Source organism: Mesobacillus sp. ABV4_180, assembly GCF_056158485.1.
Genome location: NZ_JBSWTJ010000001.1, coordinates 2,275,141 through 2,297,290 on the forward strand (window position 1 = coordinate 2,275,141; position 22,150 = coordinate 2,297,290).

Annotated in this window: 22 protein-coding genes, 1 pseudogene and 1 other annotated feature; of the genes and pseudogenes, 17 read left to right on the top strand and 6 right to left on the bottom strand. The window is 42.0% G+C overall.

Translation table 11 applies throughout. The annotated features are described in order from the left end of the window. The first annotated feature begins 33 nt into the window (after nucleotides 1-33). The 3 genes from ACXAEA_RS11630 (at nucleotide 34) to ACXAEA_RS11640 (ending at nucleotide 3,320) form a co-directional block, all read left to right on the top strand. The gene (locus tag ACXAEA_RS11630; protein WP_475096041.1) at nucleotides 34-762 is read left to right on the top strand and encodes a YqcI/YcgG family protein; all 729 of its coding nucleotides are present in this window, start codon (nucleotides 34-36) and stop codon (nucleotides 760-762) included. Between the two features lie 383 nt (nucleotides 763-1,145). Further along, nucleotides 1,146-1,356 (top strand) — a binding site (T-box leader). Between the two features lie 57 nt (nucleotides 1,357-1,413). Then, a complete protein-coding gene (proS, locus tag ACXAEA_RS11635) occupies nucleotides 1,414-2,844 on the top strand; it encodes a proline--tRNA ligase (protein ID WP_475096042.1) in 1,431 nt (476 codons plus the stop codon). A 194-nt stretch (nucleotides 2,845-3,038) separates the two neighbouring features. Beyond that, on the top strand, nucleotides 3,039-3,320 hold the full coding sequence (locus tag ACXAEA_RS11640; RefSeq protein WP_475096043.1) for an AbrB/MazE/SpoVT family DNA-binding domain-containing protein: 282 nt from the start codon (nucleotides 3,039-3,041) through the stop codon (nucleotides 3,318-3,320). Between the two features lie 43 nt (nucleotides 3,321-3,363). Here the strand turns inward: ACXAEA_RS11640 and arcA are convergent, their stop codons facing one another. Then, nucleotides 3,364-4,596 (bottom strand): arginine deiminase, encoded by a 1,233-nt coding sequence (arcA, locus tag ACXAEA_RS11645; protein WP_475096044.1) that lies wholly within the window; start codon nucleotides 4,594-4,596, stop codon nucleotides 3,364-3,366. Between the two features lie 383 nt (nucleotides 4,597-4,979). Here arcA and ACXAEA_RS11650 point away from each other — a divergent pair, with 383 nt between their 5' ends. Beyond that, nucleotides 4,980-6,170: a glycine C-acetyltransferase gene (locus tag ACXAEA_RS11650; protein ID WP_475096045.1), complete on the top strand. Its 1,191-nt coding sequence runs from the start codon at nucleotides 4,980-4,982 to the stop codon at nucleotides 6,168-6,170. A gap of 82 nt (nucleotides 6,171-6,252) precedes the next feature. After that, a complete protein-coding gene (locus ACXAEA_RS11655) occupies nucleotides 6,253-7,197 on the top strand; it encodes an L-threonine 3-dehydrogenase (protein ID WP_475096046.1) in 945 nt (314 codons plus the stop codon). A 113-nt stretch (nucleotides 7,198-7,310) separates the two neighbouring features. Here ACXAEA_RS11655 and selD read toward each other — a convergent pair whose 3' ends face one another. Continuing rightward, nucleotides 7,311-8,363, bottom strand: a complete 1,053-nt coding sequence (gene selD / locus ACXAEA_RS11660) for a selenide, water dikinase SelD (protein WP_475096047.1) — start codon at nucleotides 8,361-8,363, stop codon at nucleotides 7,311-7,313. 186 nt (nucleotides 8,364-8,549) lie between these two features. On the opposite strand from selD, the pseudogene ACXAEA_RS11665 reads away from it, so the two are divergent. Both ACXAEA_RS11665 and selA read left to right on the top strand, forming a co-directional pair. Beyond that, nucleotides 8,550-8,738, top strand: a pseudogene (locus ACXAEA_RS11665) (Rdx family protein); the annotation flags it as partial. A 172-nt stretch (nucleotides 8,739-8,910) separates the two neighbouring features. After that, a complete protein-coding gene (gene selA / locus ACXAEA_RS11670; protein ID WP_475096048.1) occupies nucleotides 8,911-10,320 on the top strand; it encodes an L-seryl-tRNA(Sec) selenium transferase in 1,410 nt (469 codons plus the stop codon). A gap of 35 nt (nucleotides 10,321-10,355) precedes the next feature. On the opposite strand, the gene ACXAEA_RS11675 is transcribed toward selA, so the two are convergent. Further along, nucleotides 10,356-10,499 carry a small acid-soluble spore protein P gene (locus ACXAEA_RS11675; RefSeq protein WP_475096049.1) on the bottom strand — a complete coding sequence of 48 codons (144 nt, stop codon included), beginning with the start codon at nucleotides 10,497-10,499 and terminating at the stop codon, nucleotides 10,356-10,358. 115 nt (nucleotides 10,500-10,614) lie between these two features. On the opposite strand from ACXAEA_RS11675, the gene ACXAEA_RS11680 reads away from it, so the two are divergent. Further along, a complete protein-coding gene (locus ACXAEA_RS11680) occupies nucleotides 10,615-10,872 on the top strand; it encodes a DUF2524 family protein (protein ID WP_475096050.1) in 258 nt (85 codons plus the stop codon). A gap of 39 nt (nucleotides 10,873-10,911) precedes the next feature. Here ACXAEA_RS11680 and sspO read toward each other — a convergent pair whose 3' ends face one another. Continuing rightward, nucleotides 10,912-11,061, bottom strand: coding sequence for a small acid-soluble spore protein O (gene sspO, locus ACXAEA_RS11685; protein WP_475096051.1), 150 nt, complete (start codon nucleotides 11,059-11,061; stop codon nucleotides 10,912-10,914). A gap of 332 nt (nucleotides 11,062-11,393) precedes the next feature. Here sspO and acnA point away from each other — a divergent pair, with 332 nt between their 5' ends. Beyond that, nucleotides 11,394-14,102 carry an aconitate hydratase AcnA gene (gene acnA / locus ACXAEA_RS11690; protein ID WP_475096052.1) on the top strand — a complete coding sequence of 903 codons (2,709 nt, stop codon included), beginning with the start codon at nucleotides 11,394-11,396 and terminating at the stop codon, nucleotides 14,100-14,102. Nucleotides 14,103-14,752: 650 nt separating this feature from the next. Further along, nucleotides 14,753-15,310: a hypothetical protein gene (locus ACXAEA_RS11695; RefSeq protein WP_475096053.1), complete on the top strand. Its 558-nt coding sequence runs from the start codon at nucleotides 14,753-14,755 to the stop codon at nucleotides 15,308-15,310. A gap of 34 nt (nucleotides 15,311-15,344) precedes the next feature. Here ACXAEA_RS11695 and ACXAEA_RS11700 read toward each other — a convergent pair whose 3' ends face one another. Beyond that, nucleotides 15,345-16,631, bottom strand: a complete 1,287-nt coding sequence (locus tag ACXAEA_RS11700) for an NCS2 family permease (RefSeq protein WP_475096054.1) — start codon at nucleotides 16,629-16,631, stop codon at nucleotides 15,345-15,347. 135 nt (nucleotides 16,632-16,766) lie between these two features. On the opposite strand from ACXAEA_RS11700, the gene ACXAEA_RS11705 reads away from it, so the two are divergent. Together ACXAEA_RS11705 and ACXAEA_RS11710 are read left to right on the top strand one after the other, a co-directional pair. Next, nucleotides 16,767-17,648 (top strand): LysR family transcriptional regulator, encoded by an 882-nt coding sequence (locus ACXAEA_RS11705; RefSeq protein WP_475096055.1) that lies wholly within the window; start codon nucleotides 16,767-16,769, stop codon nucleotides 17,646-17,648. 75 nt (nucleotides 17,649-17,723) lie between these two features. Next, nucleotides 17,724-18,260, top strand: coding sequence for a DUF3231 family protein (locus ACXAEA_RS11710; protein ID WP_475096056.1), 537 nt, complete (start codon nucleotides 17,724-17,726; stop codon nucleotides 18,258-18,260). An 8-nt stretch (nucleotides 18,261-18,268) separates the two neighbouring features. Here the strand turns inward: ACXAEA_RS11710 and ACXAEA_RS11715 are convergent, their stop codons facing one another. Then, nucleotides 18,269-19,333 carry an NAD-dependent epimerase/dehydratase family protein gene (locus ACXAEA_RS11715; RefSeq protein WP_475096057.1) on the bottom strand — a complete coding sequence of 355 codons (1,065 nt, stop codon included), beginning with the start codon at nucleotides 19,331-19,333 and terminating at the stop codon, nucleotides 18,269-18,271. A gap of 220 nt (nucleotides 19,334-19,553) precedes the next feature. Here ACXAEA_RS11715 and mtnA point away from each other — a divergent pair, with 220 nt between their 5' ends. The 5 genes from mtnA (at nucleotide 19,554) to tlp (ending at nucleotide 22,134) form a co-directional block, all read left to right on the top strand. After that, nucleotides 19,554-20,603 (top strand): S-methyl-5-thioribose-1-phosphate isomerase, encoded by a 1,050-nt coding sequence (mtnA, locus tag ACXAEA_RS11720; protein WP_475096058.1) that lies wholly within the window; start codon nucleotides 19,554-19,556, stop codon nucleotides 20,601-20,603. 147 nt (nucleotides 20,604-20,750) lie between these two features. Beyond that, complete coding sequence (locus ACXAEA_RS11725) at nucleotides 20,751-21,266, top strand: peroxiredoxin family protein (protein WP_475096059.1); 516 nt, start codon at nucleotides 20,751-20,753, stop codon at nucleotides 21,264-21,266. Between the two features lie 167 nt (nucleotides 21,267-21,433). After that, on the top strand, nucleotides 21,434-21,565 hold the full coding sequence (locus tag ACXAEA_RS11730) for an FbpB family small basic protein (protein WP_475096060.1): 132 nt from the start codon (nucleotides 21,434-21,436) through the stop codon (nucleotides 21,563-21,565). A 67-nt stretch (nucleotides 21,566-21,632) separates the two neighbouring features. After that, a complete protein-coding gene (locus ACXAEA_RS11735; protein WP_079509087.1) occupies nucleotides 21,633-21,776 on the top strand; it encodes an acid-soluble spore protein N in 144 nt (47 codons plus the stop codon). A gap of 136 nt (nucleotides 21,777-21,912) precedes the next feature. Continuing rightward, nucleotides 21,913-22,134, top strand: a complete 222-nt coding sequence (tlp, locus tag ACXAEA_RS11740; protein ID WP_475096061.1) for a small acid-soluble spore protein Tlp — start codon at nucleotides 21,913-21,915, stop codon at nucleotides 22,132-22,134. Nucleotides 22,135-22,150: the final 16 nt, after the last annotated feature.

Sequence of the window (22,150 nt, forward strand, 5' to 3'; positions counted from 1 at the left end):
AGGTAACTGACTAACTAATTTGAGGTGTAAAACATGACAGTTACCAACAGTTATTTGTTTACCAAGGAAGATATGGTCAATCCTGACCTTGTTCCTGAATGGGTGATCAGAGAATATAAAAATTTCAGGGATGTCGTAACGAATAGAGAGTTTCCCTGCTACTTTGGGATGTCTGCCGAGAAAAAAGGGGAACTCCGTTACTCATATATCAGCCGGGACAATTGGGATCAACTGCCTGGCGCGATCGAAGAATTCATTGCATTGTTTGATGATTCAAAGCCTCTGATAAGGCATGGGTTGTTTGTATTCGTCGAACCTGAAATGGAAGAAAAAACAATCGAATATTATCGTGAATACTTTTGGAATGTACTTCAATTCTTGCATGAAAAAGATACACAGCCATGGCCGGCAGATTATCCTAAAGACCCTGACCATCATTTATGGGCATTTTCGTTTGCAGGTGAACCATTCTTTGCCTTCGGTAATGCTCCAGCCTATAAACAGCGAAAGACAAGGGACCTCGGCAATAGTCTCGTTCTTGGCTTCCAGCCGCGAAAAATTTTCGAAGGACTGGAAGGGACATCAAAGGGCGGAATTATGTCACGGGAAAAAGTCAGAGAGCGCGTTGAGAAGTGGGACAACCTTCCAAAGCACCCTAATATAAGCCATTATGGTGATCCCGACCACCGGGAATGGAAAATGTATTTTATCGGCGATGACAGCAAACCCATAGAAGGCCAATGTCCTTTTCATCATAAATAAGACGAAAGGCTAAATTCTTTTAATAGAATTTAGCCTTTTCGGTGTTGAAATAGCCTGAAGATTCAATTATTATAGGAAGATAATAACAATTGATTGGATGGTTCGATGAAGCTTAACAGATTTTCAGTAGCATTTGGCACATTTATTATCATTACTGGTCTGCTTTACTTAACAGGCCACCTACTAAGTATTGATCTTCTTATTTTCCATCAGCAATATAATAAGACTTCATCCGGCTTTACATCCGAATCCAGATCCCTGTTGCCCTTTATCATAGGATTGGGAGCAAGTTATGTTGCTGAAAAAATCTACTTGTCCAGAAATAATGAAATATCAAGTAAAAATTGACATTTCCCTTTTTTCTATATATAATCATCAAAAATATAATGACGCTGACGAGGATCAGTAGAATGTAACCGCCATTCCCAGAGAGGGAGCTGCACGCTGAAAAGCTCCTATTGGCTGCCATTTGAACCTGCCTTCGAGTCCCGGATCGGATTGGTTGAAGATCACGGCGGATCAATTCCGTTATCATGCAGAGTTAAAGCATTGCTTTATGAATTAGGGTGGTACCGCCAGGCCTTGGCCCCTTTTGGGATCAAGGCCTTTTTTGCGTTTAACGATAAAAAGAAAAAATAATGAGGTGCAGAAATGGCTAAGGATTTTGTAAAAGAAATTACATCAATGGAAGAAGACTTTGCACAATGGTATACCGATGTTGTCACTAAGGCTGATTTGATTGATTATTCAAGTGTAAGGGGGTCCATGATCATCCGTCCTTACGGTTACTCACTGTGGGAAAACATCAAGAATGAGCTGGATTACCGCATTAAGGAAACCGGACACGAAAATGTGTATATGCCGCTGTTCATCCCTGAAAGCTTGCTGCAGAAGGAGAAGGATCATATTGAAGGATTTGCTCCCGAAGTGGCGTGGGTCACACATGGCGGATCCGAAGAATTGGCGGAGCGCCTCGTAGTCCGGCCAACATCAGAGGTACTTTTTTGCGAGCATTATAAGAACATCATCCATTCTTATCGCGACCTTCCAAAGCTGTATAACCAGTGGGCGAATGTCGTACGATGGGAAAAGACCACACGCCCGTTCCTGAGAACACTTGAATTTCTTTGGCAGGAAGGGCATACCTGCCATGCGACTGACGAAGAAGCTCTTGAAGAAACAGTGAAAATGCTGAAAGTGTATGCTGTTGTTTGCGAAAACATTCTTGCAATACCGGTCGTTCAGGGACAAAAAACGGATAAAGAGAAGTTCGCAGGTGCAAAGCTAACTTACACGATTGAAAGCTTGATGCACGATGGTAAAGCACTTCAGACAGGGACCTCCCATCACCTTGGTGACGGATTTGCAAGGGCTTTCGGCATACAATACACGGATAAGGATGGCCAGCTTCAGTACGTACAGCAAACTTCATGGGGTTTCACAACGAGAGTAATCGGAGCGATGATCATGGTCCATGGAGATGACCGCGGTTTAGTATTACCACCAAAAGCAGCACCAATCCAGGTGATGATTGTGCCTATCGCCCAGCACAAGGAAGGCGTATTGGATTTTGCATATGATTTAAAAGAAAAATTAAAAGCTATAGCACGTGTCGGCATCGATGCCAGCGATAAAAAACCAGGCTGGAAGTTTAATGAATACGAAATGAAAGGGATTCCTGTCCGGTTGGAGGTAGGGCCAAAAGATATCGAAAAAGGCCAGGTAGTCCTAGCAAGGCGCGATACAGGAGTAAAAACCTTTGTGCCAATTGTCGAACTGGAGACAAAACTCCCTATATTGCTCGATGATATTCAGCGCAGTCTATACGAGAAAGCAAAGGACCACCGCGAAGAAAAAACAAATGCGGCCCTGGATCTAAATGAATTCAAGTCCATCCTTGAGAAGGAAACAGGCTTCATAAAAGCAATGTGGTGCGGGGATAGAGCCTGTGAAGATAAAATCAAAGAAGAAACGTCAGCAACATCACGCTGCATTCCATTCGAACAAGAAAAAACAGGGGAGAAATGCGTTGTCTGTGGCCAAAAAGCAGATAAAATGGTCCTATGGGCGAAGGCATATTAATTGTAGTACAAAACAAACAGACTAAATAAACTTGAGTAAGTTTCAGAGCTTTAATTTCTCCAGATTTGTCGAATGATTTGACACATTTGAAATGTAAAATTATGCCTCATTTTGTTATAATTGTACTGGGCTAGAATCGATCCGCAGGACAGTCATCCACATCCCATATATTTATCAGTAGGGGAGGATGCTACATGAAGGCTACAGGAATTGTCAGGAAAACGGATCAGCTTGGCAGAGTTGTGATTCCGATGGAGTTAAGGAAAAAGCTGAGCATAGGGGAGAATGATCCATTGGAGATATTCGTTGATGATGACATGATCATCCTGAAGAAGTATCAGCCTGATCTAACTTGTTTCATTACAGGAACGATCAGCAATGACAACATGACACTAGCAGATGGTAAAATCGTCTTGAGCAGAGAGGGAGCAGAACAATTGATCAAGGAATTGCAAAGCTACCTGGCCGCCAACTAGAACATACATTTAAAGCAGTCCTGAGCAGGACTGCTTTTTTAATTTATAGATCATCCCTGTAAATCGGCATGCTCATGCAGCGCGGGCCGCCACGGCCCCTTGATAGCTCTGAGCTTGGAATCTCAATAACTTCAACGCCATTTTTCCGCAGCAGATCATTTGAAACATAGTTACGATCATAGGTAACAACGACACCAGGAGCAATTGCAAGTGTATTGGAACCGTCATTCCATTGTTCTCGGGCTGCTGCAATTTCATGACCGCCTCCACAGGGGATTAATACTAACTCCTGTAGATTAAGAACCTCCTTTAGCGTTTCTGTTAGATTCGATCGCTCGGTAATTGCTAGCTGGTCAGGATCATTGCTCTTCTCAAGTATATAGATTTTCATTTTTCCATTTGGTCCTTCGATACCATGATGAATTGTGAATTTTTCATGGTCAACCATGGTGAAAACAGTATCCAGATGCATATAAGCTCTCAGTTTGGGGATTTCAACAGCCACTACTTTTTTAATAGAGCCATTCCGAGAGAAAATCCTTTTCGCCATTTTTTCAATTGCCAGCGCTGATGTTCTTGCGCTTACACCAACCGCAATGACATTCTGGCTGAGGACAAGCTCGTCTCCGCCTTCAAGCGGATAATATTGATCCCGGTCATACCAATGAGGGATGTCATGTTTGGAGAATCTGGGATGGTATTTAATGATGAAATCCATGAATAACGACTCTCGTTTTCTTGCTCCTTCACACATCTTGTTGAGAGAGATTCCATCTCCTATTACTGCAGCAGGATCTCTTGTAAAATAAAGATTAGGCATTGGATCAAGGAAGAATGGATAATAATCATCCAAAAGCTCATGCAGATGGATTTTTTTCTCCTGGTCAATTTCAGATTTCAGTACTCCTGACATAACTTTACGGATCATTTCAGCTGTAGAAAAAGAGTGGAGATATTCCTCGACTGTACTCCTTGAACCGTTAAGATTGCTTTTGCTTTCATTCAATACCTGATCAATGAACGCCTTGCGCAACTCTTCCGTATTCAATGCTTCTTCCATTAATTTTTCCAAATAAAGAACCTCAACCCCTCGGTTCCTGAGAACATCAGCGAAATAATCATGCTCTCTTTGAACCGCTGGCAGGTAAGGGATATCATCAAAAAGCAGGCGTTCCAGATATTTTGGCGTAAGGTTCTCGACCTCTTTGCCAGGCCTGTGAAGGACCACAGATTTCAATTCCCCAATTTCAGATGTAACATTCAATGGATATTTCATATAATTAGCCTCCCATTTTCATTTTCTATTTCTATTGAAATAAGGAGGGAGTGATGATTATGTAAGACTTCACTGCCCCCGCCATAACTGCTTGGCTGCAGACTGGCTCCATCTTCTATACCCTCTTAACAACATTCAAACCAGTAAAATGAAAAAAAACACAATTTTTCATGTTTTCTTCGCTTATTAGGGAAAACTAACCCAATAAAAAAAGTAAGCGTTTTCTGTCCTTCATAGATGTACAAACAAAATAAATATGGTAAAGTATATTTTGTGAACGCACAGAATATATGGAAGGAGAGGCAGAACCATTGTCTACTCCATAAAGACAGTTGTATCCATAATAATGACATGCCTAACTGTTGGCAGAAAGGGGATTTACGATGTCTAGCAAAGTATTAGATCAATTTTTAAATGAAAACCTGGAAGATTTGAAAGGAAAGGGTTTATATAATGTAATTGACCCGCTCGAAAGTCCAAATGGACCAGTCATTACAATCAATGGAAAAGAAATGATCAATCTATCATCTAACAACTACCTTGGTCTTGCTACTGATGAAAGCTTAAAGAAGGCTGCAGACGAAGCAATCGATCAATATGGTGTTGGGGCAGGAGCAGTCCGTACAATTAACGGGACACTCAAGCTCCACATTGAACTAGAGGAAAAACTTGCGAAATTCAAAAAGACAGAAGCTGCTATTGCTTATCAGTCAGGATTCATGTGTAATATGGCTGCGATATCAGCTGTCATGGATAAAAATGACGCCATCCTGTCTGATGAATTGAATCACGCTTCAATTATTGATGGCTGCCGCCTCTCCAGGGCAAAAATCATCCGCTTCAACCACTCTGATATGGAAGACCTTCGCGCAAAAGCAAAAGAAGCCAAGGAATCGGGCCAATACAATAAAATCATGGTCATCACCGATGGCGTCTTCTCAATGGACGGGGACATCGCAAAGCTTCCTGAGATCGTGGAAATTGCGGAAGAATTCGACCTGATTACTTATGTCGACGATGCACACGGATCCGGGGTACTGGGTGAAGGCGCTGGCACAGTCAAGCATTTTGGGCTTTCGGACAAAGTCGATTTCCAAATCGGGACTCTGTCAAAGGCTATTGGCGTCGTCGGTGGATATGTTGCCGGAAAGCAAAATCTGATTGACTGGCTAAAAGTACGAAGCCGTCCGTTCCTTTTCTCAACTTCACTTACTCCAGCAGATGTTGCTGCAAGCATAAAAGCCATTGAAATCCTGATGGATAGTACCGAACTGAACGAACGTCTATGGGAAAATGCAAACTACTTAAAAGATGGCCTTCAAAAACTTGGTTTCGATATTGGCCATTCCGAAACGCCAATCACTCCATGTATCATTGGTGATGAAGTGAAGACCCAGGAATTCAGCAAGCGCTTGTATGATGAGGGAGTATATGCAAAATCAATCGTATTCCCTACAGTGCCACGCGGTACAGGCCGTGTAAGGAATATGCCGTCAGCTGCCCATACGAAAGAAATGCTCGATCAAGCCATTTCAATTTATGAAAAAGTGGGCAAGGAATTAGGGATCATATAACCAAATGCAAGAATAGGAAAAAAGCCGGTTTGCCTGCCAGGCCGGCATCCTTTTGTATGAACAACCGGGAGGAGTACATAGAATGAAGAAAATCTTGATTACTGGCGCACTTGGCCAGATTGGTTCTGAACTAACTGTAAAACTGCGGGAAATCTACGGACAAGACAATGTCATAGCAACTGACATCAGAAAGACGGATTCAGAAGCTGCTGCCAATGGACCATTTGAGCTTCTTGATGTTATGGACGCAAACCGCATGGTGGAGCTTTCAAAAAAGTATAATGTGGATACCATCATGCATATGGCTGCATTGCTTTCTGCCACCGCTGAAACAAAGCCTGTTTTTGCCTGGAATCTTAATATGGGCGGGTTGATGAATGCACTTGAAACGGCAAGGGAACTAAATCTGCAATTTTTCACCCCAAGTTCCATCGGTGCTTTTGGGCCGAGCACACCCAAAGACAATACTCCCCAGGACACCATTCAGCGTCCTACGACAATGTATGGTGTGAATAAGGTTGCAGGAGAATTGCTTGCTGATTATTATTTCCACCGGTTCGGAGTCGACACAAGGGGAGTAAGGTTCCCAGGGTTGATTTCTTATGTAGCCCCTCCTGGAGGCGGCACTACCGATTATGCTGTTGAAATCTACTATGAAGCAATCAAGAATGGAAAGTATAGCTCCTACATCGATAAAGGAACCTATATGGACATGATGTACATGCCAGATGCTCTCGGTGCGATCATTGATTTGATGGAAGCTGATCCTTCAAAACTGATTCACCGGAATGCCTTTAACGTGACAGCAATGAGCTTTGATCCAGAGGAGCTTGCAGCTGAAATTAAAAAGCATATCCCTGGTTTCGAAATCTCTTACAACGTTGATTCAGTCCGCCAGGCAATCGCTGATAGCTGGCCAAATTCTATCGATTCTTCTGCAGCAGCTGAAGAGTGGGGATTCAAAGCAAGATATGATCTATCAAGCATGACAGCTGATATGCTGGAAAAATTAAAAATGAAGCTATAAATAAGAAAAGCGCAAGCGCCTTGGTTAGCCCCGACAAGCGCTGGAGCTAGACAATTCTCGTAATGAAATTTATACTTTCTTACCTGTAAAAAAAGGGTGAAATCGTCATGATTTCACCTTTTTACGTAGATCAGTTTATCTTTCTTTTCTGTAACTTTGCCAATGATTGAAGCATATTGGAGTCCGTTGTCCTTTAAGGTTTGAACATATTGCTCTGCCTCATTTTCGGGAAGAGAGACGAGAAGACCTCCAGAAGTAATTGCATCACAAAGGACGAGTTGCTCTTCTGCAGAAATCTCATCATATTCCACATCATCAACAAGCCATTTATGGTTGGATTTTGACCCTCCCGGTACAATACCTTTTTCAGCCAAGTCAAATGTACCATCCAGGACAGGGACTTTAGATAAAGATATCTCGAAACTCACATTGCTGCCGCGTGCAATCTCACTTCCATGCCCAAGCAGGCCAAATCCGGTAACATCAGTTACAGCATGCGGGCTAAATTCTTTCAGGGCTTCCGCTGCAGATTTATTCAGCAAGGCCATCATTTCGGCCACTTCTTGTTCCTGCTCGGCAGTCACTGCACTGCGCTTGATTCCCGTTGTCATGATGCCGACACCTATTGGTTTGGAAAGCACCAGGAGATCTCCAGGTTCAGCACCGACATTTTTCCAGATTGCATCAGGATGTGCCAGACCAGTAACAGACAAACCAAATTTTGGTTCCTGGTCATCGATGGAGTGGCCTCCCACCGTAACTGCACCAGCTTCTTTCACTTTGTCTCCGGCACCCCTCAGTATTTCAGCCAGAATGTCCGGTCCAAGTTTTTTAACGGGATAACCGACAATATTCAGGACGGTTTTTGGTTCTCCTCCCATAGCATACACATCGCTTAGGGCATTCGCAGCTGCAATTTGGCCAAACATATAGGGATCATCAACAATCGGGGTGAAATAATCAATGGTTTGGATCAGGGCAATGCTATCTGTCAATTTATATACACCTGCATCATCGGATGTTTCATGTCCGACAAGCAATTCAGGAACTGGCTCCTGTTCCGGTAATAGACGCAAAACTTGCGTCAAGTCCTCAGGACTGATTTTGCAGCCTCAGCCAGCTTTTGTTGACAATGATGTCAGACGGATTTTTTCGTGCTCACTCAACCTTATCACCTCAACAGAAGTATACTCTTTCTGATTTTTAAAATCACCCTTAAGCTACTATTATTTGCACAGAGATTGACTTTACACTAAAATGACAATAAATACATAGAAAATTCACAAGGGGGTTTTAAGATGGAAAAACTTCACGTATCCGTCCAATTTTGCATGCAATGAAACTATGCTCCTAAAGCCGCGAGTTTCGCGGAAGAACTATTTACACATTTCCTAAGCCAGATAGAAAAGATGGAACTTATACCGGCTTCAAAAGGTGCATTTGAAGTTACTTTGAACGGCAAGCTACTTTATTCAAAGCTGGAAACAGGGGTTTTTCCTGATACAGATGAAATCATAAAACAAATGGAATCAAAGAATTAAACCTGGCATTCGCCAGGTTTTTTCGCTATTTATAGACTTTAACATTACTTAAAAGGCTAAACAGGCAGTTTATCCAGATATGAACTCCTTTAATTCACTGTTTTGAAAAAACTTATTGCCGGGCAATAATGATATAATTAACCAATGCACCATCTTTTTGGGGGAGATAGACTTGAAACACTTTTTGAGACAGCTTCCTGCGGTTCATGACCTGCAGAAAGATTCCAGAAACAAATTACTGATCGAAAAACATGGCATCGACACCGAATATATTACAGAGGTAATGAAGCAAGTTCTAGCTGAAATCAGAACGAGTTTGTTACAGGGAACATACGAAGGACCGGAACCCGGTACAGGAGCATTCATCGATCATCTATTTAAGTTTGTTGATGCTTCTGCTGCTGACCGATTGGACTATACACTTAAAAGGGTCATCAATGCCACTGGCACCATTTTACATACGAATCTTGGACGGGCGCGGTTGAGCGAAAATGCCATCCGGCACGTAGTAGAAACCGCCATGAATTATTCCAATCTGGAATATAAGCTTCAAGAGGGAGAGCGTGGTTCTCGTCATAGTCATGTGGAAAACATAATAAAACAGGTCACAGGTGCAGAAGCAGCCATGGTCGTGAATAATAACGCAGCTGCTGTATTTTTAATCCTGAGTGCATTCGCTAAAAATAAAGAAGTCATTGTTTCACGGGGTCAATTAGTTGAAATAGGGGGCTCATTCAGAATTTCTTCGATCATGGAAGAAAGCGGAGCACATTTGGTTGAAGTTGGCACAACGAATAAGACTCATTTGCACGACTATGAAAATGCCATAAACGATCAAACAGCGATGGTCCTAAAGGTCCATACAAGCAATTTCAAAATTTATGGATTTTCAAAAACGATTGAAACTGAGGAATTATCACATCTCGCAGGTAAGCACGAACACGTCATTTTTTACGAAGATCTCGGGAGCGGTGTGCTCTATGATTTTAAGAGGCACGGAATCGGAGACGAACCTGTTGTCGGTGAAGTACTGAAAATGGGAGCAGACATCGTATCTTTTAGCGGAGACAAATTGCTTGGCGGGCCACAGGCCGGGATTATTGCCGGTAAAAATAATTTGATAGAAATGTTGAAAAGGCACCAATTGGCTCGTGCTTTCCGAGTTGATAAAATGACACTTGCAGCATTAGAGGGGACGTTGATGGATTATCTTAAAGGTGCGGAAGGCCTAAAGAATATACCAGCACTCAGAGATTTACTTGTTCCTTCGGAAAAAATCAAAAGCCGTACTGTGCAATTTGTTGATAAACTCAATGTTTTGAACACGCCAATGAAAGCCCATGTGATAGAGGGAACCAGCCAGGTTGGCGGGGGAACTATGCCGGATGTTCAATTGCCAACTTTCATTGCGGCATTATCCCATCCTGAGGTAAGCGCCGAAAGAATTGCCAGAGTGCTCCGCACGGCATTTACTCCCGGAATCATTGTACGGATCCATAAGGAAGAAGTACATATCGATTTGCGTACGGTAACAGATGAGGAAGAAAATCACATTCTTGATGCATTGCAGCAAATCTTATAAGGGCTTGCCAGGAAATCCTGGCAGCCCTTTATTGTTTACATATCATGACTTGAATTATGTTTTTGTCGAGTATGGTTGCGGTTTTTTACTTTTTTGGAACCGCTTAACGGTGCTGGCTGGCTGTCCTGGTCACCCTTAGGTGCGTTTTTGCGCATATCTTTGGAATCATTTTTGTTCATTGCTCATCCCTCCTGAGTTTAGGATTAGATTTTCCGTTAAATTTATACTGAATAATTTATTTAGAACTGTGCAATTTAACGGTATAAGATTTATCACATCAGGAGGAAACAACATATGCCTTATCATAAAGATAAACAACAAGCTTTCCAGGCTGCGCAGCAGGGGTTTGAAGACGCTCAGGGACTGTATTCTGAAATCGTAAGAGACAGTGCAAGCTATGGCCACCAGTTAAAACATCTGAAAACTGAAGTGAATGAAGCATTCCAGCAAATAGAAAACGCATTGGAAAATGCCTCTGAACACCAACGTGCCCAGCTTGAAAGATTCCGGCAGGACCTTCAGAGCATTGTGAATGAAGTGAATATTGATTAATTAGAGAAAAAGCGGAAGGTTGGCCTTCCGCTTTTTATTCTATTGATTTTTCTTTCGCTTCTTGTTGTTTTGTTTTTCCACTTCAGTCATAGGCTCATTTGCCATTTCCTCATTAAACCCTGCACCATTGCCTTGCGCTTTAGCTGCATTCGCACCGGGAATGACATGATTTGCTTTTCTTTTCACCATAAAATTCACCTCCATACGCCATATTTTTTCCCATGACTCCTCGCACAATTCCGTTTTTTCATTTTCGTGAAATAGTAATTGCCAATTTCCTTTGAAATCAAGACCAAATATTTCTCACAAATAGCTCACATAAAACTTGTTTTAATAATGAATATGATATTTATAATAAGAAAAACTTATTAAGCACAATAACTTTCTTGTTATTTACTTATATACATGGTTATATTAATATGAAATTGTGAGAAAAGTTAGGATGACTAACAAAATTCAAACTTTTCGACAATTACCTATATTTAGTTTATGATGTTTACGTAAAAGAAGGGGGTAAACATATGTCAAACCATGATGTTTTTAACGCCCGCAATTCATTTGAAATTGACGGGAAACGCTATCATTACTACAGCCTGGCAGCACTTGAAAAAGCTGGAATCGGAAATGTAACTAAATTACCATACTCCGTTAAGGTTTTGCTTGAATCCGTGCTCCGTCAGCATGATGGCTTTGTAATTACAAAAGAGCATGTTGAAAATCTTGCAAAATGGGGAACTAGCGAAGTTAAGGAAGTAGATGTACCGTTCAAGCCTTCACGTGTCATTCTCCAGGACTTCACTGGCGTACCAGCAGTTGTTGACCTTGCTTCACTTAGAAAAGCAATGGCTGACATGGGTGGAGACCCACAAAAAATCAATCCTGAGAAGCCGGTTGATCTAGTAATTGACCACTCTGTACAGGTTGATAAATACGGAACTCCAGACGCACTTAATGTGAACATGGAACTAGAATTCGAACGTAACGCAGAACGTTACCAGTTCTTAAGCTGGGCACAGAAAGCATTCGATAACTACCGTGCTGTTCCTCCTGCAACAGGGATCGTCCACCAGGTTAACCTTGAATACCTTGCAAACGTTGTCCATGCAGTAGAAAATGCAGATGGCGAGTTTGAAACATTCCCGGATTCATTGGTAGGTACTGACTCACATACTACGATGATCAATGGTATTGGCGTTCTAGGATGGGGTGTAGGCGGTATCGAAGCTGAAGCAGGAATGCTTGGCCAGCCATCATACTTCCCAGTTCCGGAAGTTGTAGGTGTTAAATTAGTAGGAGATATGCCGAATGGAGCTACTGCAACTGACCTTGCACTTAAAGTGACTCAGGTTCTTCGCAGCAAAGGCGTTGTCGGTAAATTTGTCGAGTTCTTCGGACCTGGCGTAACGGCACTTCCGCTTGCTGACCGTGCTACAGTTGCCAACATGGCTCCTGAATACGGCGCAACTTGCGGATTCTTCCCAGTAGATGGCGAAGCATTGGATTACATGCGCTTAACAGGACGTTCAGAAGACCACATTAAAGTAGTCGAGGCATACTGCAAGGAAAACGGTCTATTCTTCGATCCTTCATTAGAGCCAGTTTACACTGATGTAGTAGAAATCAATCTTTCCGAAATCGAAGCTAATCTGTCAGGCCCTAAGCGCCCTCAGGATTTAATCCCGCTTTCACAAATGCAGAAATCCTTCAAGGAAGCATTGACTGCACCAGCTGGAAACCAGGGATTCGGCCTTGGAAAGAAAGAAATCGAAAAAGAAGCTGTTATTGAGTTCGCTAATGGCGACAGCACAAAGATGAAAACTGGTGCCATCGCAATCGCTGCGATCACTAGCTGTACAAATACATCAAATCCATATGTACTAGTAGGCGCAGGACTTGTTGCTAAAAAAGCTGTTGAGCTCGGAATGGAAGTTCCTAAGTTCGTTAAGACTTCTTTAGCTCCTGGTTCAAAGGTTGTTACTGGATACCTTCGCGATTCAGAATTGCTTCCTTACCTTGAAACTCTTGGTTTCAACCTTGTAGGTTATGGATGTACTACATGTATCGGTAACTCTGGTCCATTAAAGCCAGAAATCGAAAAGTCTGTAGCTGAAAGTGATCTTCTTGTTACATCCGTCCTTTCCGGAAACCGTAACTTCGAAGGCCGTATTCATCCGCTTGTAAAAGCAAACTACCTTGCTTCACCTCCATTGGTTGTTGCATATGCTCTTGCTGGTACAGTGGATATCGACCTGCAGAACGATCCAATCGGAAAAGACAAGGATGGAAACGATGTATTCTTCAAGGATATCTGGCCATCAACTGCAGAAGTGAATGAAGTCGTTCACCGCGTTGTAACACCAGAACTGTTCCGCAGAGAGTACGAAACAGTGTTCACTGACAACGAGAAATGGAATGAAATCCAAACAAACAGCGATCCTCTATATACATTCGATGAGGATTCAACATATATCGCGAACCCTCCATTCTTCGAAGGTTTAACTCCTGAAGCTGGAGAAGTTGCACCATTGAACAGCCTGCGTGTAGTTGGCAAGTTCGGTGATTCTGTAACGACTGACCATATTTCTCCTGCAGGAGCGATCGGCAAAGATACTCCAGCTGGAAAATATCTGCGCGAAAAGGGTGTAGAACCACGCGACTTCAACTCTTACGGTTCACGCCGTGGTAACCATGATGTCATGATGCGCGGAACATTTGCAAACATCCGTATCCGCAACCAAATCGCTCCTGGCACAGAAGGCGGCTTCACAACTTACTGGCCAACTGGCGAAGTCATGTCTATCTTTGATGCTTGCATGAAGTACAAAGAGCAGGGTACAGGACTTATGGTTATGGCTGGCAAAGATTACGGTATGGGATCATCCCGTGACTGGGCTGCGAAAGGTACTAACTTATTAGGAATCAAGACTGTCTTAGCTGAAAGCTTCGAGCGTATCCACCGTTCTAACCTAGTATTGATGGGCGTTCTGCCACTTCAATTCAAAGCTGGGGAAAGCGCAGAAACTCTTGGCCTGACAGGAAAAGAATCATTTGATGTCCAAATTGATGAAAATGTACGTCCACGCGACATCCTCACAGTGACAGCAACTGATGAAGAAGGCAACAAGAAGACTTTCGAAGCACTTGTGCGTTTCGATTCAGAAGTCGAAATCGACTACTACCGTCACGGCGGTATCCTGCAAATGGTACTTCGTGATAAATTAAAAGCATAATTATGCCAAACCCCCTGATCCTTGGATCAGGGGGTTTTTTTGACTAAGCAGATGGACGGTTCACTCTTTGCAAGCTAATTAACATAATTGGCGAGTTTCTTTAATCTACACCCAAATGATTATATGGTTAAATTTTTTAGTCATTTTGGAAAGCGTCCCGTCTTGAAATGTCCAATAAACCAGGTTTTTTAGACATATTGGCAAGCGTCCCGTTTTGAAATGTCCATTAAAGCGAGGTTTTTAGACATTTTGACAAGAGCCCCATCTTGAAATGTCCATTAAAGCGGGATTTTTAGACATTTTAGCTAGAGACACATCTTGAAATGTCCAATAAACCAGGGTTTTTAGACATATTGGCAAGCGTCCCGTCTTGAGATGTCCATTAAAGCGGTTTTTTTAGAAATCCAGACTAGATTGGTCATGCCTAAAAGTGAGTTTCCACGCATCATCTTGGATTCAGAATCCTTGTGTATGAGCTCTTTCAAACAGCAAAAATCCCCTTAAAATCATTTTATATACAGCTATCCGACCATTTAAATGGTCACCCTACAAAACCCGAGCAAACTTCTTATAAACCGACAGTTTCTCCTATTGAAAAATTCAACAAGAAGAGTATGTTAAAGATAGATGGAATCGAAGGAGTGAACTCTATGAGCCTTGTATCAATAGTCGCCAGGGAAGATTTTATTTCGGTAGTTACGGATATCAAAAGCCGGCAAACGATGGAGGAAAGTGTCAGATTAAGAGAAATCATTCCTGACACTGCCTTAGTTGCCTTTTCCGGGGATGAAGAGTTTTCAGCCATGGCAGCCCCAGCTGCTGAAACACTTGTAAAGCAGGGTTTCTCCCTTAAAGAAATCGCTGAATCCATCCAGGCATCCTTTTTCGATGGGGACTTCTCATACTCTAAGAGCGGTCGTTCCTTTGAAGCAGTGCTTGCAGGCTACTCGCAAAAAGGGGAAGCTCAATATCATATCATCTCAAACAAGAAGCCGCTGGAATCCTATTATCCAGGGGCAGGAGAAAGTCTTTATTATGCCAATGGACTGGATCAAATGCTGGGCCTTGAAAGGGCGCTTATGATGCATGGCATGGGAACGATCAACCAGGCACAGGCAGCACAGTTCCAATTGCTTCAAGAAGCAAACAAATATATCCCGAATGTAGTTACTCAAGCCTCTGCATGTGTAATAAAAAGAGCAAATTAAAACAGCCCCGGAAATCGAGGCTGTTTTTACTTTATTATAGGGCATATTGAAGAATGAAATTGCCCAGGAATAAAAGTGCAATCATATAAAGAGCAGGTTGGATGTCTCGGCCCTTTCCCATTAACAGTTTCATTAAAGGGTAGAGGATGAAACCAATTGCCATGCCGTCAGCAATGCTGTATGTCAGTGGAATCAGGACAATAATCAACAGGGCAGGAAAGCTTTCAAGCAAGTCATCCAACTTGATATGCGTGATATTCTGCAGCATTAATACACCGATTAATATCAATACAGGTGAAACAGCACTTTCCGGAACCAGCTTAATTACCGGGATCAGCACAATGGAAGCAAGAAACAGGACTCCAGTTACGATGCTCGTCAATCCTGTACGCCCGCCAGCAGCTATCCCTGCAGCACTTTCAACAGATGATACTGTTGGACTAGTTCCGAAGATGCCAGCAGTAGCGACAGAAATCGCATTTGCCTGGAGTGCCTTTTTCGATTTTTGAGGCTGGTTAAGCATTTTTGTATGCCCATGGATTAAGCCAATATTTTCAAAAATGACAACCATTGCTAGGGAGAAGGCTGTCAGCCAGAAAACGAAATTACCGGCCTTTGCGAAGGAAAGCTGCCCAAAAACAGATGTATACTCTGAGATTGATGGCATGCTCCATGTCACTCCGCCCCTATTGAAATCCCCGAAAAGAAGCGAAAGAATCGATGTAAACACAATGCTCAGCAATAGGTTGCCTGGTACATTTTTAATGAACAAGATTACTGTTAAGATCAAGCCGATCAATGTTATCAATGCTGTTGAACTGCTTAAGTCTCCCACCGCAAGAAGGGTGTGGTCAGAGCTTGTGATGATTCCGCTATTGTCAAACCCAATCAATATCAACAGAATTCCAATCCCAACTGTAATGGCCTCTTTTAATGAGTCCGGAATTGAAGCAATGATGGTTTTTGCCAAAGGAGTGAAAGCCAGTACCATAAAAAGAATACCAGAAACGAAGACCATCGCCAGCGCTTCCTGCCATGCAAAACCTCCTGACTGGACGATCGTATAGGTAAACATCGCATTCAAACCCATACCAGGAATCACAAGTATTGGTGTGTTGCTCCAGAAGCCCATTAACAAGCATCCTGCAAATACAGTCAGAATTGTTGCAATGATCCCTGCTTCAAGCGGGATTCCTGCAGCAGATAAAATCGTTGCATTCACAATGATAATATAAACGACCGTAATATAAGAGATCAGTCCAGCTGATAACTCTCTTCCAATCGTTGTACCATGCGCATTAAGTTGAAATAATTTATCCATTTTTTTCTCCTCTCTATAATACAGATAAATTTTTCCGTTCAGAAACGAATGAAAATATCGTACCATAGACTTTTACCATATGAAAAATATATAATAAATATATAAACCATACTTATTTTATATAGAGGAGTTCCTATGGACATAAGACAGATGAGATATTTCATTGCAATTGCCGAAGAAAGAAATATTACAGCAGCAGCTAACAGACTCCATATGTCACAGCCGCCATTAAGCCTCCAATTAAAACAAATGGAAGAAGAATTAGGAGTGATGCTCGTTGAACGAAATGGAAAAAAACTTGAATTGACAGACAAAGGTAACGTGCTTTACAGACATGCGCTCAATATCGTTCATTCCTTTGAGGAAGTAAAAAGTGAGCTCATGGAAACGGAAGAAGGAAGGAAAGGGAATTTGTCCATAGGGATCAATACTCTTTCAGTGCCTGAATTTCCAGATTGGCTTGATTCATTTCATACATCATTTCCCCAGGTGTACTTGAAAATCGTTCAGAATGATTCAGCTTATCTTGCTGAACTCGTAAAAAACCGGACAATTGAACTTGCACTAATCAGGCTGCCATTGCCAAACCATGACCTGAACTATCTGCATCTTTACAATGAATCATTCTTATACGTGTGTAAATACAAAGGTGAGGGACCGATATCAATAGTTGATATAAGCATATCCCCGTTAATCCTGCCTAGTACTGAAGGGCTAGGGAGCTATAATATCATCCACGAGTCATTCACCAAGGCGCAGCTATCCTTAGAAGTTGTATGTGAATGCTCAGACATGAAAGTCCTGATGGAACTCGTTTCTTCTGGCGTTGGAGCAACCATAGTTCCCAAATCAGTTTTCCAGTCCTATGGTCACCAGAGTCTTTATGCCAGGGAAATCACCGATTCGTCACTCCAATCATCTGTGGGTTTAATCTGGCTTAAACAGCATTACCTATCCACACCAGCTAGAAATTTCATTGGATTAATAAAACAAAATCTCGAATTAGAAGCGGATTAAGTTAAAGGATGAATAAAACAGTATCTAATTTCCAACAATAACTGCAAATAATCCTTCCGAATGGAGGTGCTGTTTTTGAATCTGTTTGAAGTCATGAAGGATGCGTTTATACCTTTCATTGATGGTGACAAGAAACCGCTGCATGTTGGAGAAGTCATGAATTTGTGGTTTTACTTACATGGAACTGAACAAACACTGCGTTATGATCAGCATGGGTACAATTTGGCACAGGATCCTGATCTTAAAGAAAAAATCACAGATATTATCAACAATGTCCACCGTCCGATGATTGAAGAATTAACACAATTTTTCAAAGACGAAGGTCTTCCTTTACCAGATGTCGGAGCTGAAAAGATTGTCGGGGATTTTCAGGCACTTCCTGAAGGCGCAAAGATGAATGACGAGGAAATCGCGAACCTGATTGCCTATAATCTAGTTGTCGGGATTACAGCAGCAACAAGGGGGATTACAGAATCGGTCCGTTCTGATGTGGGGTATCTGTTTGCAAAATATCACATGATGAAGATAACTTTTTCATTGACTTTCAAGGCTCTCATGCAAGAAAAAGGCTGGCTGAGAGTTCCACCTTACTATATTACAGGAAAGCAATAAAAACAGCGTCAGGGACGCTGTTTTTTACATTGTATTCCGTTTCGTGATTTCAAAGCGTCAAGTAGAGCTTTTTCACGCTCCTTGTTCATTCCGGCTTTCCACGAATAATCAGCGTCAATCACCGATTGCAGCCATCTATGTACTTCCCGGATGGTTTCTTCCGTTGGACGGAAAGCAAGACCTTTACCAAGAGCTCTTTCTATATTAATGTGGAAGGCACCACTCCATGGTTCCTTTTGATCAGGAGTTAATGGTGTGTGATTTGGAAGCCATAAAGGCATTTCAGTCCAGGGCGCAACTTTGTTTTCAATGAGAAAGTCTTCATCTGCCCAGATAAATTCAGCATCACTGCCAGTAACAGCCCGAATTTTAGTGAAGAGATCACTAAGCAACATCGGTTTTCCAGTCACATTATGAGTGCCAGCATTTTTTCCTTCGATCATCTTCATTATCCAGGATGATAGATCCTTTACATCAATCAGCTGGACGTATGAACAATCAGGATTTCCCGGGGCCAAAACTTGACCGCCTCGAGAGATTCGATCTACCCAGTATGGCAGTCTGTCAGTATAGTCATTTTCTCCAACAAGCTGTCCAGCGCGGATATTCAGCACTCGTCCTGGCATATTGCTTTCAGCTTCTTGCTCGGATAAAGTTTTAAACTGTCCGTAATATTCAAGGAAAGGACCCTCAGAATTTTTTGTGAGTTCATCCGCTTTTTCACTTGGCATTGATTGTACCGGATAATCCTCTTTAATCCCTTTGGCAATCCAGTCTTTGTAAACTGAAATACTCGAAACAAATGCATAGAAGTCTGTTTGCTGTTTTAAAGTGGAAGTTAAGTTCCGGACAGAGCGGGGAATTAACCCGCATGTGTCTAGAACTGCATCCCAGCGGCGCCCTTTAAGCTGATCCAGGTTACCATTCCGGTCGCCAGTTAGTATCTCAATATCACGGAGTACGTCATTATTGTTTCCCCGATTGAATACTGTGATTTCATGGCCTTTCTTTTGAGCTTCCTCAACAAATGCCTTGCCAAGAAACCGGCTGCCCCCAATGACCAAAATTCGCATATAGTCCCCCCTATAGCTTTAGAAACTGCTCTCACCCTAAAATCAACTATATTTTATACGAAGCCTTGTTTTAACATAACACATTGTAAGACTATTTCGATAATTAAAACTTTAGACATGTTTTGCAAAAAGATCATCAATTTTTATTTGCGGACACACTGATAATTGATAAAATGATATTTAGTTCAGAATAGTCATGAAAGACCGAAGGAGGAGCAGCATGGAAGAAACCTATTTGCAGTCCGTTAGATATGACGGTGAAAAACTATATATTTTAGATCAAACTAAACTTCCTCAGGTAACAGAATTCCTGGAAATCACAAAAATAGAAGATGTTTGGGACGCAATCAAGCAGCTTAAAGTAAGGGGTGCACCTGCGATTGGCATTGCAGCTGCCTATGGACTTGTAGTTGGTATTAAAGAAGCTCCAGAACAGGATTACGACACATTTTATCAATTCTTCAAAAAGCAGGCAGATTATCTTGCAACCTCAAGGCCGACTGCTGTAAACCTATTCTGGGCTCTAAAAAGAATGGATACTCGGGCCAATGATGAGCGCAGCAAGCCTGTAAGTGAAATCAAAATAGCATTGGCAGAAGAAGCACACTTGATTCGCCGGGAAGATGAAGAGGTGTGCAGCTCAATTGGTGAAAATGCCCTGACTTTATTTAAAGATGGCATGACCGTTTTGACACACTGTAACGCTGGAGGAATCGCTACTGCTCGATACGGCACTGCGCTTGCACCTTTCTACCTGGCCAAGGAAAGAGGAATGGAAATTAAGGTATTTGCGGACGAAACGCGACCCTTGCTTCAGGGAGCTCGGCTAACAGCATGGGAATTAAAGCAGGCAGGCATCGATGTTACCCTGATTACCGATAGCATGGCGGCAATGGTCATGCAAAAAGGGATGGTACAAGCAGTCATTGTTGGTTGTGACCGTGTTGCAGCAAATGGTGATGTAGCGAATAAAATCGGAACTTACGGGGTGGCATTGCTTGCCAAAGCGCACAACATCCCGTTCTATGTGGCAGCACCACTTTCAACGATCGACCTGGAAACAAAAACTGGCGATGAAATCCCGATTGAAGAAAGGGCATCTGAAGAGATCACAGCTGGATTCGGAAAATCAACTGCTCCTGAAGGAGTAAAAGTATTCAATCCAGCTTTCGATGTCACTCCGAATCATTTAATTACAGCAATCATAACTGAAAAAGGGATTATGCGTGATAATTACAGCGAAGAATTGCCTCGTTTGTTTACTAATTAATAAAAAAAAGGAAATGCCGTGGAATTCACGGCATTTTTTCATTGTTCAAAATTCACATAATCCTCATATTTATTCCTTTTTCACTTTCATTAACTTAGTATACTTGGGATATCCTATTTAAAAATATTTTAGAGGAGTAAAACTATAATGGTCAAAAAAGCGATAGCTGCCGGAATACTTACGGGTCTTGTGCTGGTTGCGATTTTCCAGCATTTTTACAAGAGTGATGTTTCAGACGCCACTGAAGTTACTAAAGCCTCGACTGCCATAGGCGTGGGAATGCTTGCCCCGTCATTTACTCTCAAAAACCTTGAAGGTAAAGAAGTACACCTGGAGGATTACCGCGGAAAGAAAGTAATGCTGAACTTTTGGGCAACATGGTGTCCACCGTGTAAAGAGGAAATGCCAGGGATGGAGAAATTGTATAATGAACATGAAATAGAAATCCTTGCAGTGAATTTAGATCCACAAAACGATGTCCGGGGTTTCATTGAAAGAAACAACTTAACCTTCCCGGTTTTACTGGACGTTCATGGTACAACACAGCAAACTTACTCAATCATTTCAATACCTACAACTTTTATCATTGACGAAAACGGAATCATAGTGGAAAAACACATAGGAGTCATGAGTGTTCGACAAATGGAGGAACTAATAAGATGATCGTCAGCGGACTGATGCTTATTTTTTCTTTGGAAAAAATTGCTTTGTAAATCAGCAGAAAAAGCGGGTATGTATAAAATACGATTAAATTTTCAAAAAGTTGTAATAATTGCAACCGTTTCCGGACATAATAACTGTTAGAATGATGAAAAAGGATGGTGAACACGATGAGAAAACCTAGAAAACGTTCTTTTCAAGAACTTGTAATGGAAAATAAACGTCAACTTTTGAACGACCGTGATGCCCTCGAAAAAATTGAGACGAGATTAGAACAAAAGCGCATGGGAAAAGCAGAGTAAATATCATTCTTTTCCATAAATGATTCCCTCTAATTTAGGTAAAACTTATTAAAGAGGAGGGGATAACATGAGCAATCCAAAGAAGGACAGCAAGCATTATGTTCCAAGCCACCTTGGAACTCAGCCGCGTGGATTCAGCGGCAACAAAGGCAAAAAAATGAACGATAAATCTGGCGAGCATGCCCAGGTGATCCAGACAAAAGGTGAATAATCATTGGTATTAAACCTGCCTGGCGCATGGCAGGTTTTTATATGGAATAAAGAAAGTCCATCCACTGATTTCCGCTCATATTAATGAGCAGCCGTCGCATACTATTGATGTACTTTTTAAAAGGAGGTACTTCAAAATGGCAAACCATACACCAAAGCCAGATGATCGAAGCGATAATGTGGAAAAATTGCAGTCCATGATCCACCATACCATTGCGAATATGGAGGACGCTGAAGCTGCAATGGTTAATTCCAGTCCTGAAGACCAGGAAAGAATCAAAGCGAAGAATGAACGCCGCCGTGAAAGCATTGATGCGTTCAGATCAGAAATTAAAGACGAAGCAAATAACCAGCAATAAGTATAAGGATTTCCCT

Coding starts and splice junctions, on each gene's coding strand:
- ACXAEA_RS11655 (WP_475096046.1), top strand. CDS start 6,253: ATGAAGAAAATCTTGATTACTGGCGCACTTGGCCAGATTGGTTCTGAA.
- ACXAEA_RS11675 (WP_475096049.1), bottom strand. CDS start 10,499: ATGAACAAAAATGATTCCAAAGATATGCGCAAAAACGCACCTAAGGGT.
- ACXAEA_RS11705 (WP_475096055.1), top strand. CDS start 16,767: ATGGACATAAGACAGATGAGATATTTCATTGCAATTGCCGAAGAAAGA.
- ACXAEA_RS11630 (WP_475096041.1), top strand. CDS start 34: ATGACAGTTACCAACAGTTATTTGTTTACCAAGGAAGATATGGTCAAT.
- ACXAEA_RS11695 (WP_475096053.1), top strand. CDS start 14,753: ATGAGCCTTGTATCAATAGTCGCCAGGGAAGATTTTATTTCGGTAGTT.
- ACXAEA_RS11730 (WP_475096060.1), top strand. CDS start 21,434: ATGAGAAAACCTAGAAAACGTTCTTTTCAAGAACTTGTAATGGAAAAT.
- ACXAEA_RS11700 (WP_475096054.1), bottom strand. CDS start 16,631: ATGGATAAATTATTTCAACTTAATGCGCATGGTACAACGATTGGAAGA.
- ACXAEA_RS11640 (WP_475096043.1), top strand. CDS start 3,039: ATGAAGGCTACAGGAATTGTCAGGAAAACGGATCAGCTTGGCAGAGTT.
- ACXAEA_RS11680 (WP_475096050.1), top strand. CDS start 10,615: ATGCCTTATCATAAAGATAAACAACAAGCTTTCCAGGCTGCGCAGCAG.
- sspO (WP_475096051.1), bottom strand. CDS start 11,061: ATGGTGAAAAGAAAAGCAAATCATGTCATTCCCGGTGCGAATGCAGCT.
- ACXAEA_RS11715 (WP_475096057.1), bottom strand. CDS start 19,333: ATGCGAATTTTGGTCATTGGGGGCAGCCGGTTTCTTGGCAAGGCATTT.
- mtnA (WP_475096058.1), top strand. CDS start 19,554: ATGGAAGAAACCTATTTGCAGTCCGTTAGATATGACGGTGAAAAACTA.
- acnA (WP_475096052.1), top strand. CDS start 11,394: ATGTCAAACCATGATGTTTTTAACGCCCGCAATTCATTTGAAATTGAC.
- ACXAEA_RS11650 (WP_475096045.1), top strand. CDS start 4,980: ATGTCTAGCAAAGTATTAGATCAATTTTTAAATGAAAACCTGGAAGAT.
- arcA (WP_475096044.1), bottom strand. CDS start 4,596: ATGAAATATCCATTGAATGTTACATCTGAAATTGGGGAATTGAAATCT.
- proS (WP_475096042.1), top strand. CDS start 1,414: ATGGCTAAGGATTTTGTAAAAGAAATTACATCAATGGAAGAAGACTTT.
- ACXAEA_RS11725 (WP_475096059.1), top strand. CDS start 20,751: ATGGTCAAAAAAGCGATAGCTGCCGGAATACTTACGGGTCTTGTGCTG.
- tlp (WP_475096061.1), top strand. CDS start 21,913: ATGGCAAACCATACACCAAAGCCAGATGATCGAAGCGATAATGTGGAA.
- ACXAEA_RS11735 (WP_079509087.1), top strand. CDS start 21,633: ATGAGCAATCCAAAGAAGGACAGCAAGCATTATGTTCCAAGCCACCTT.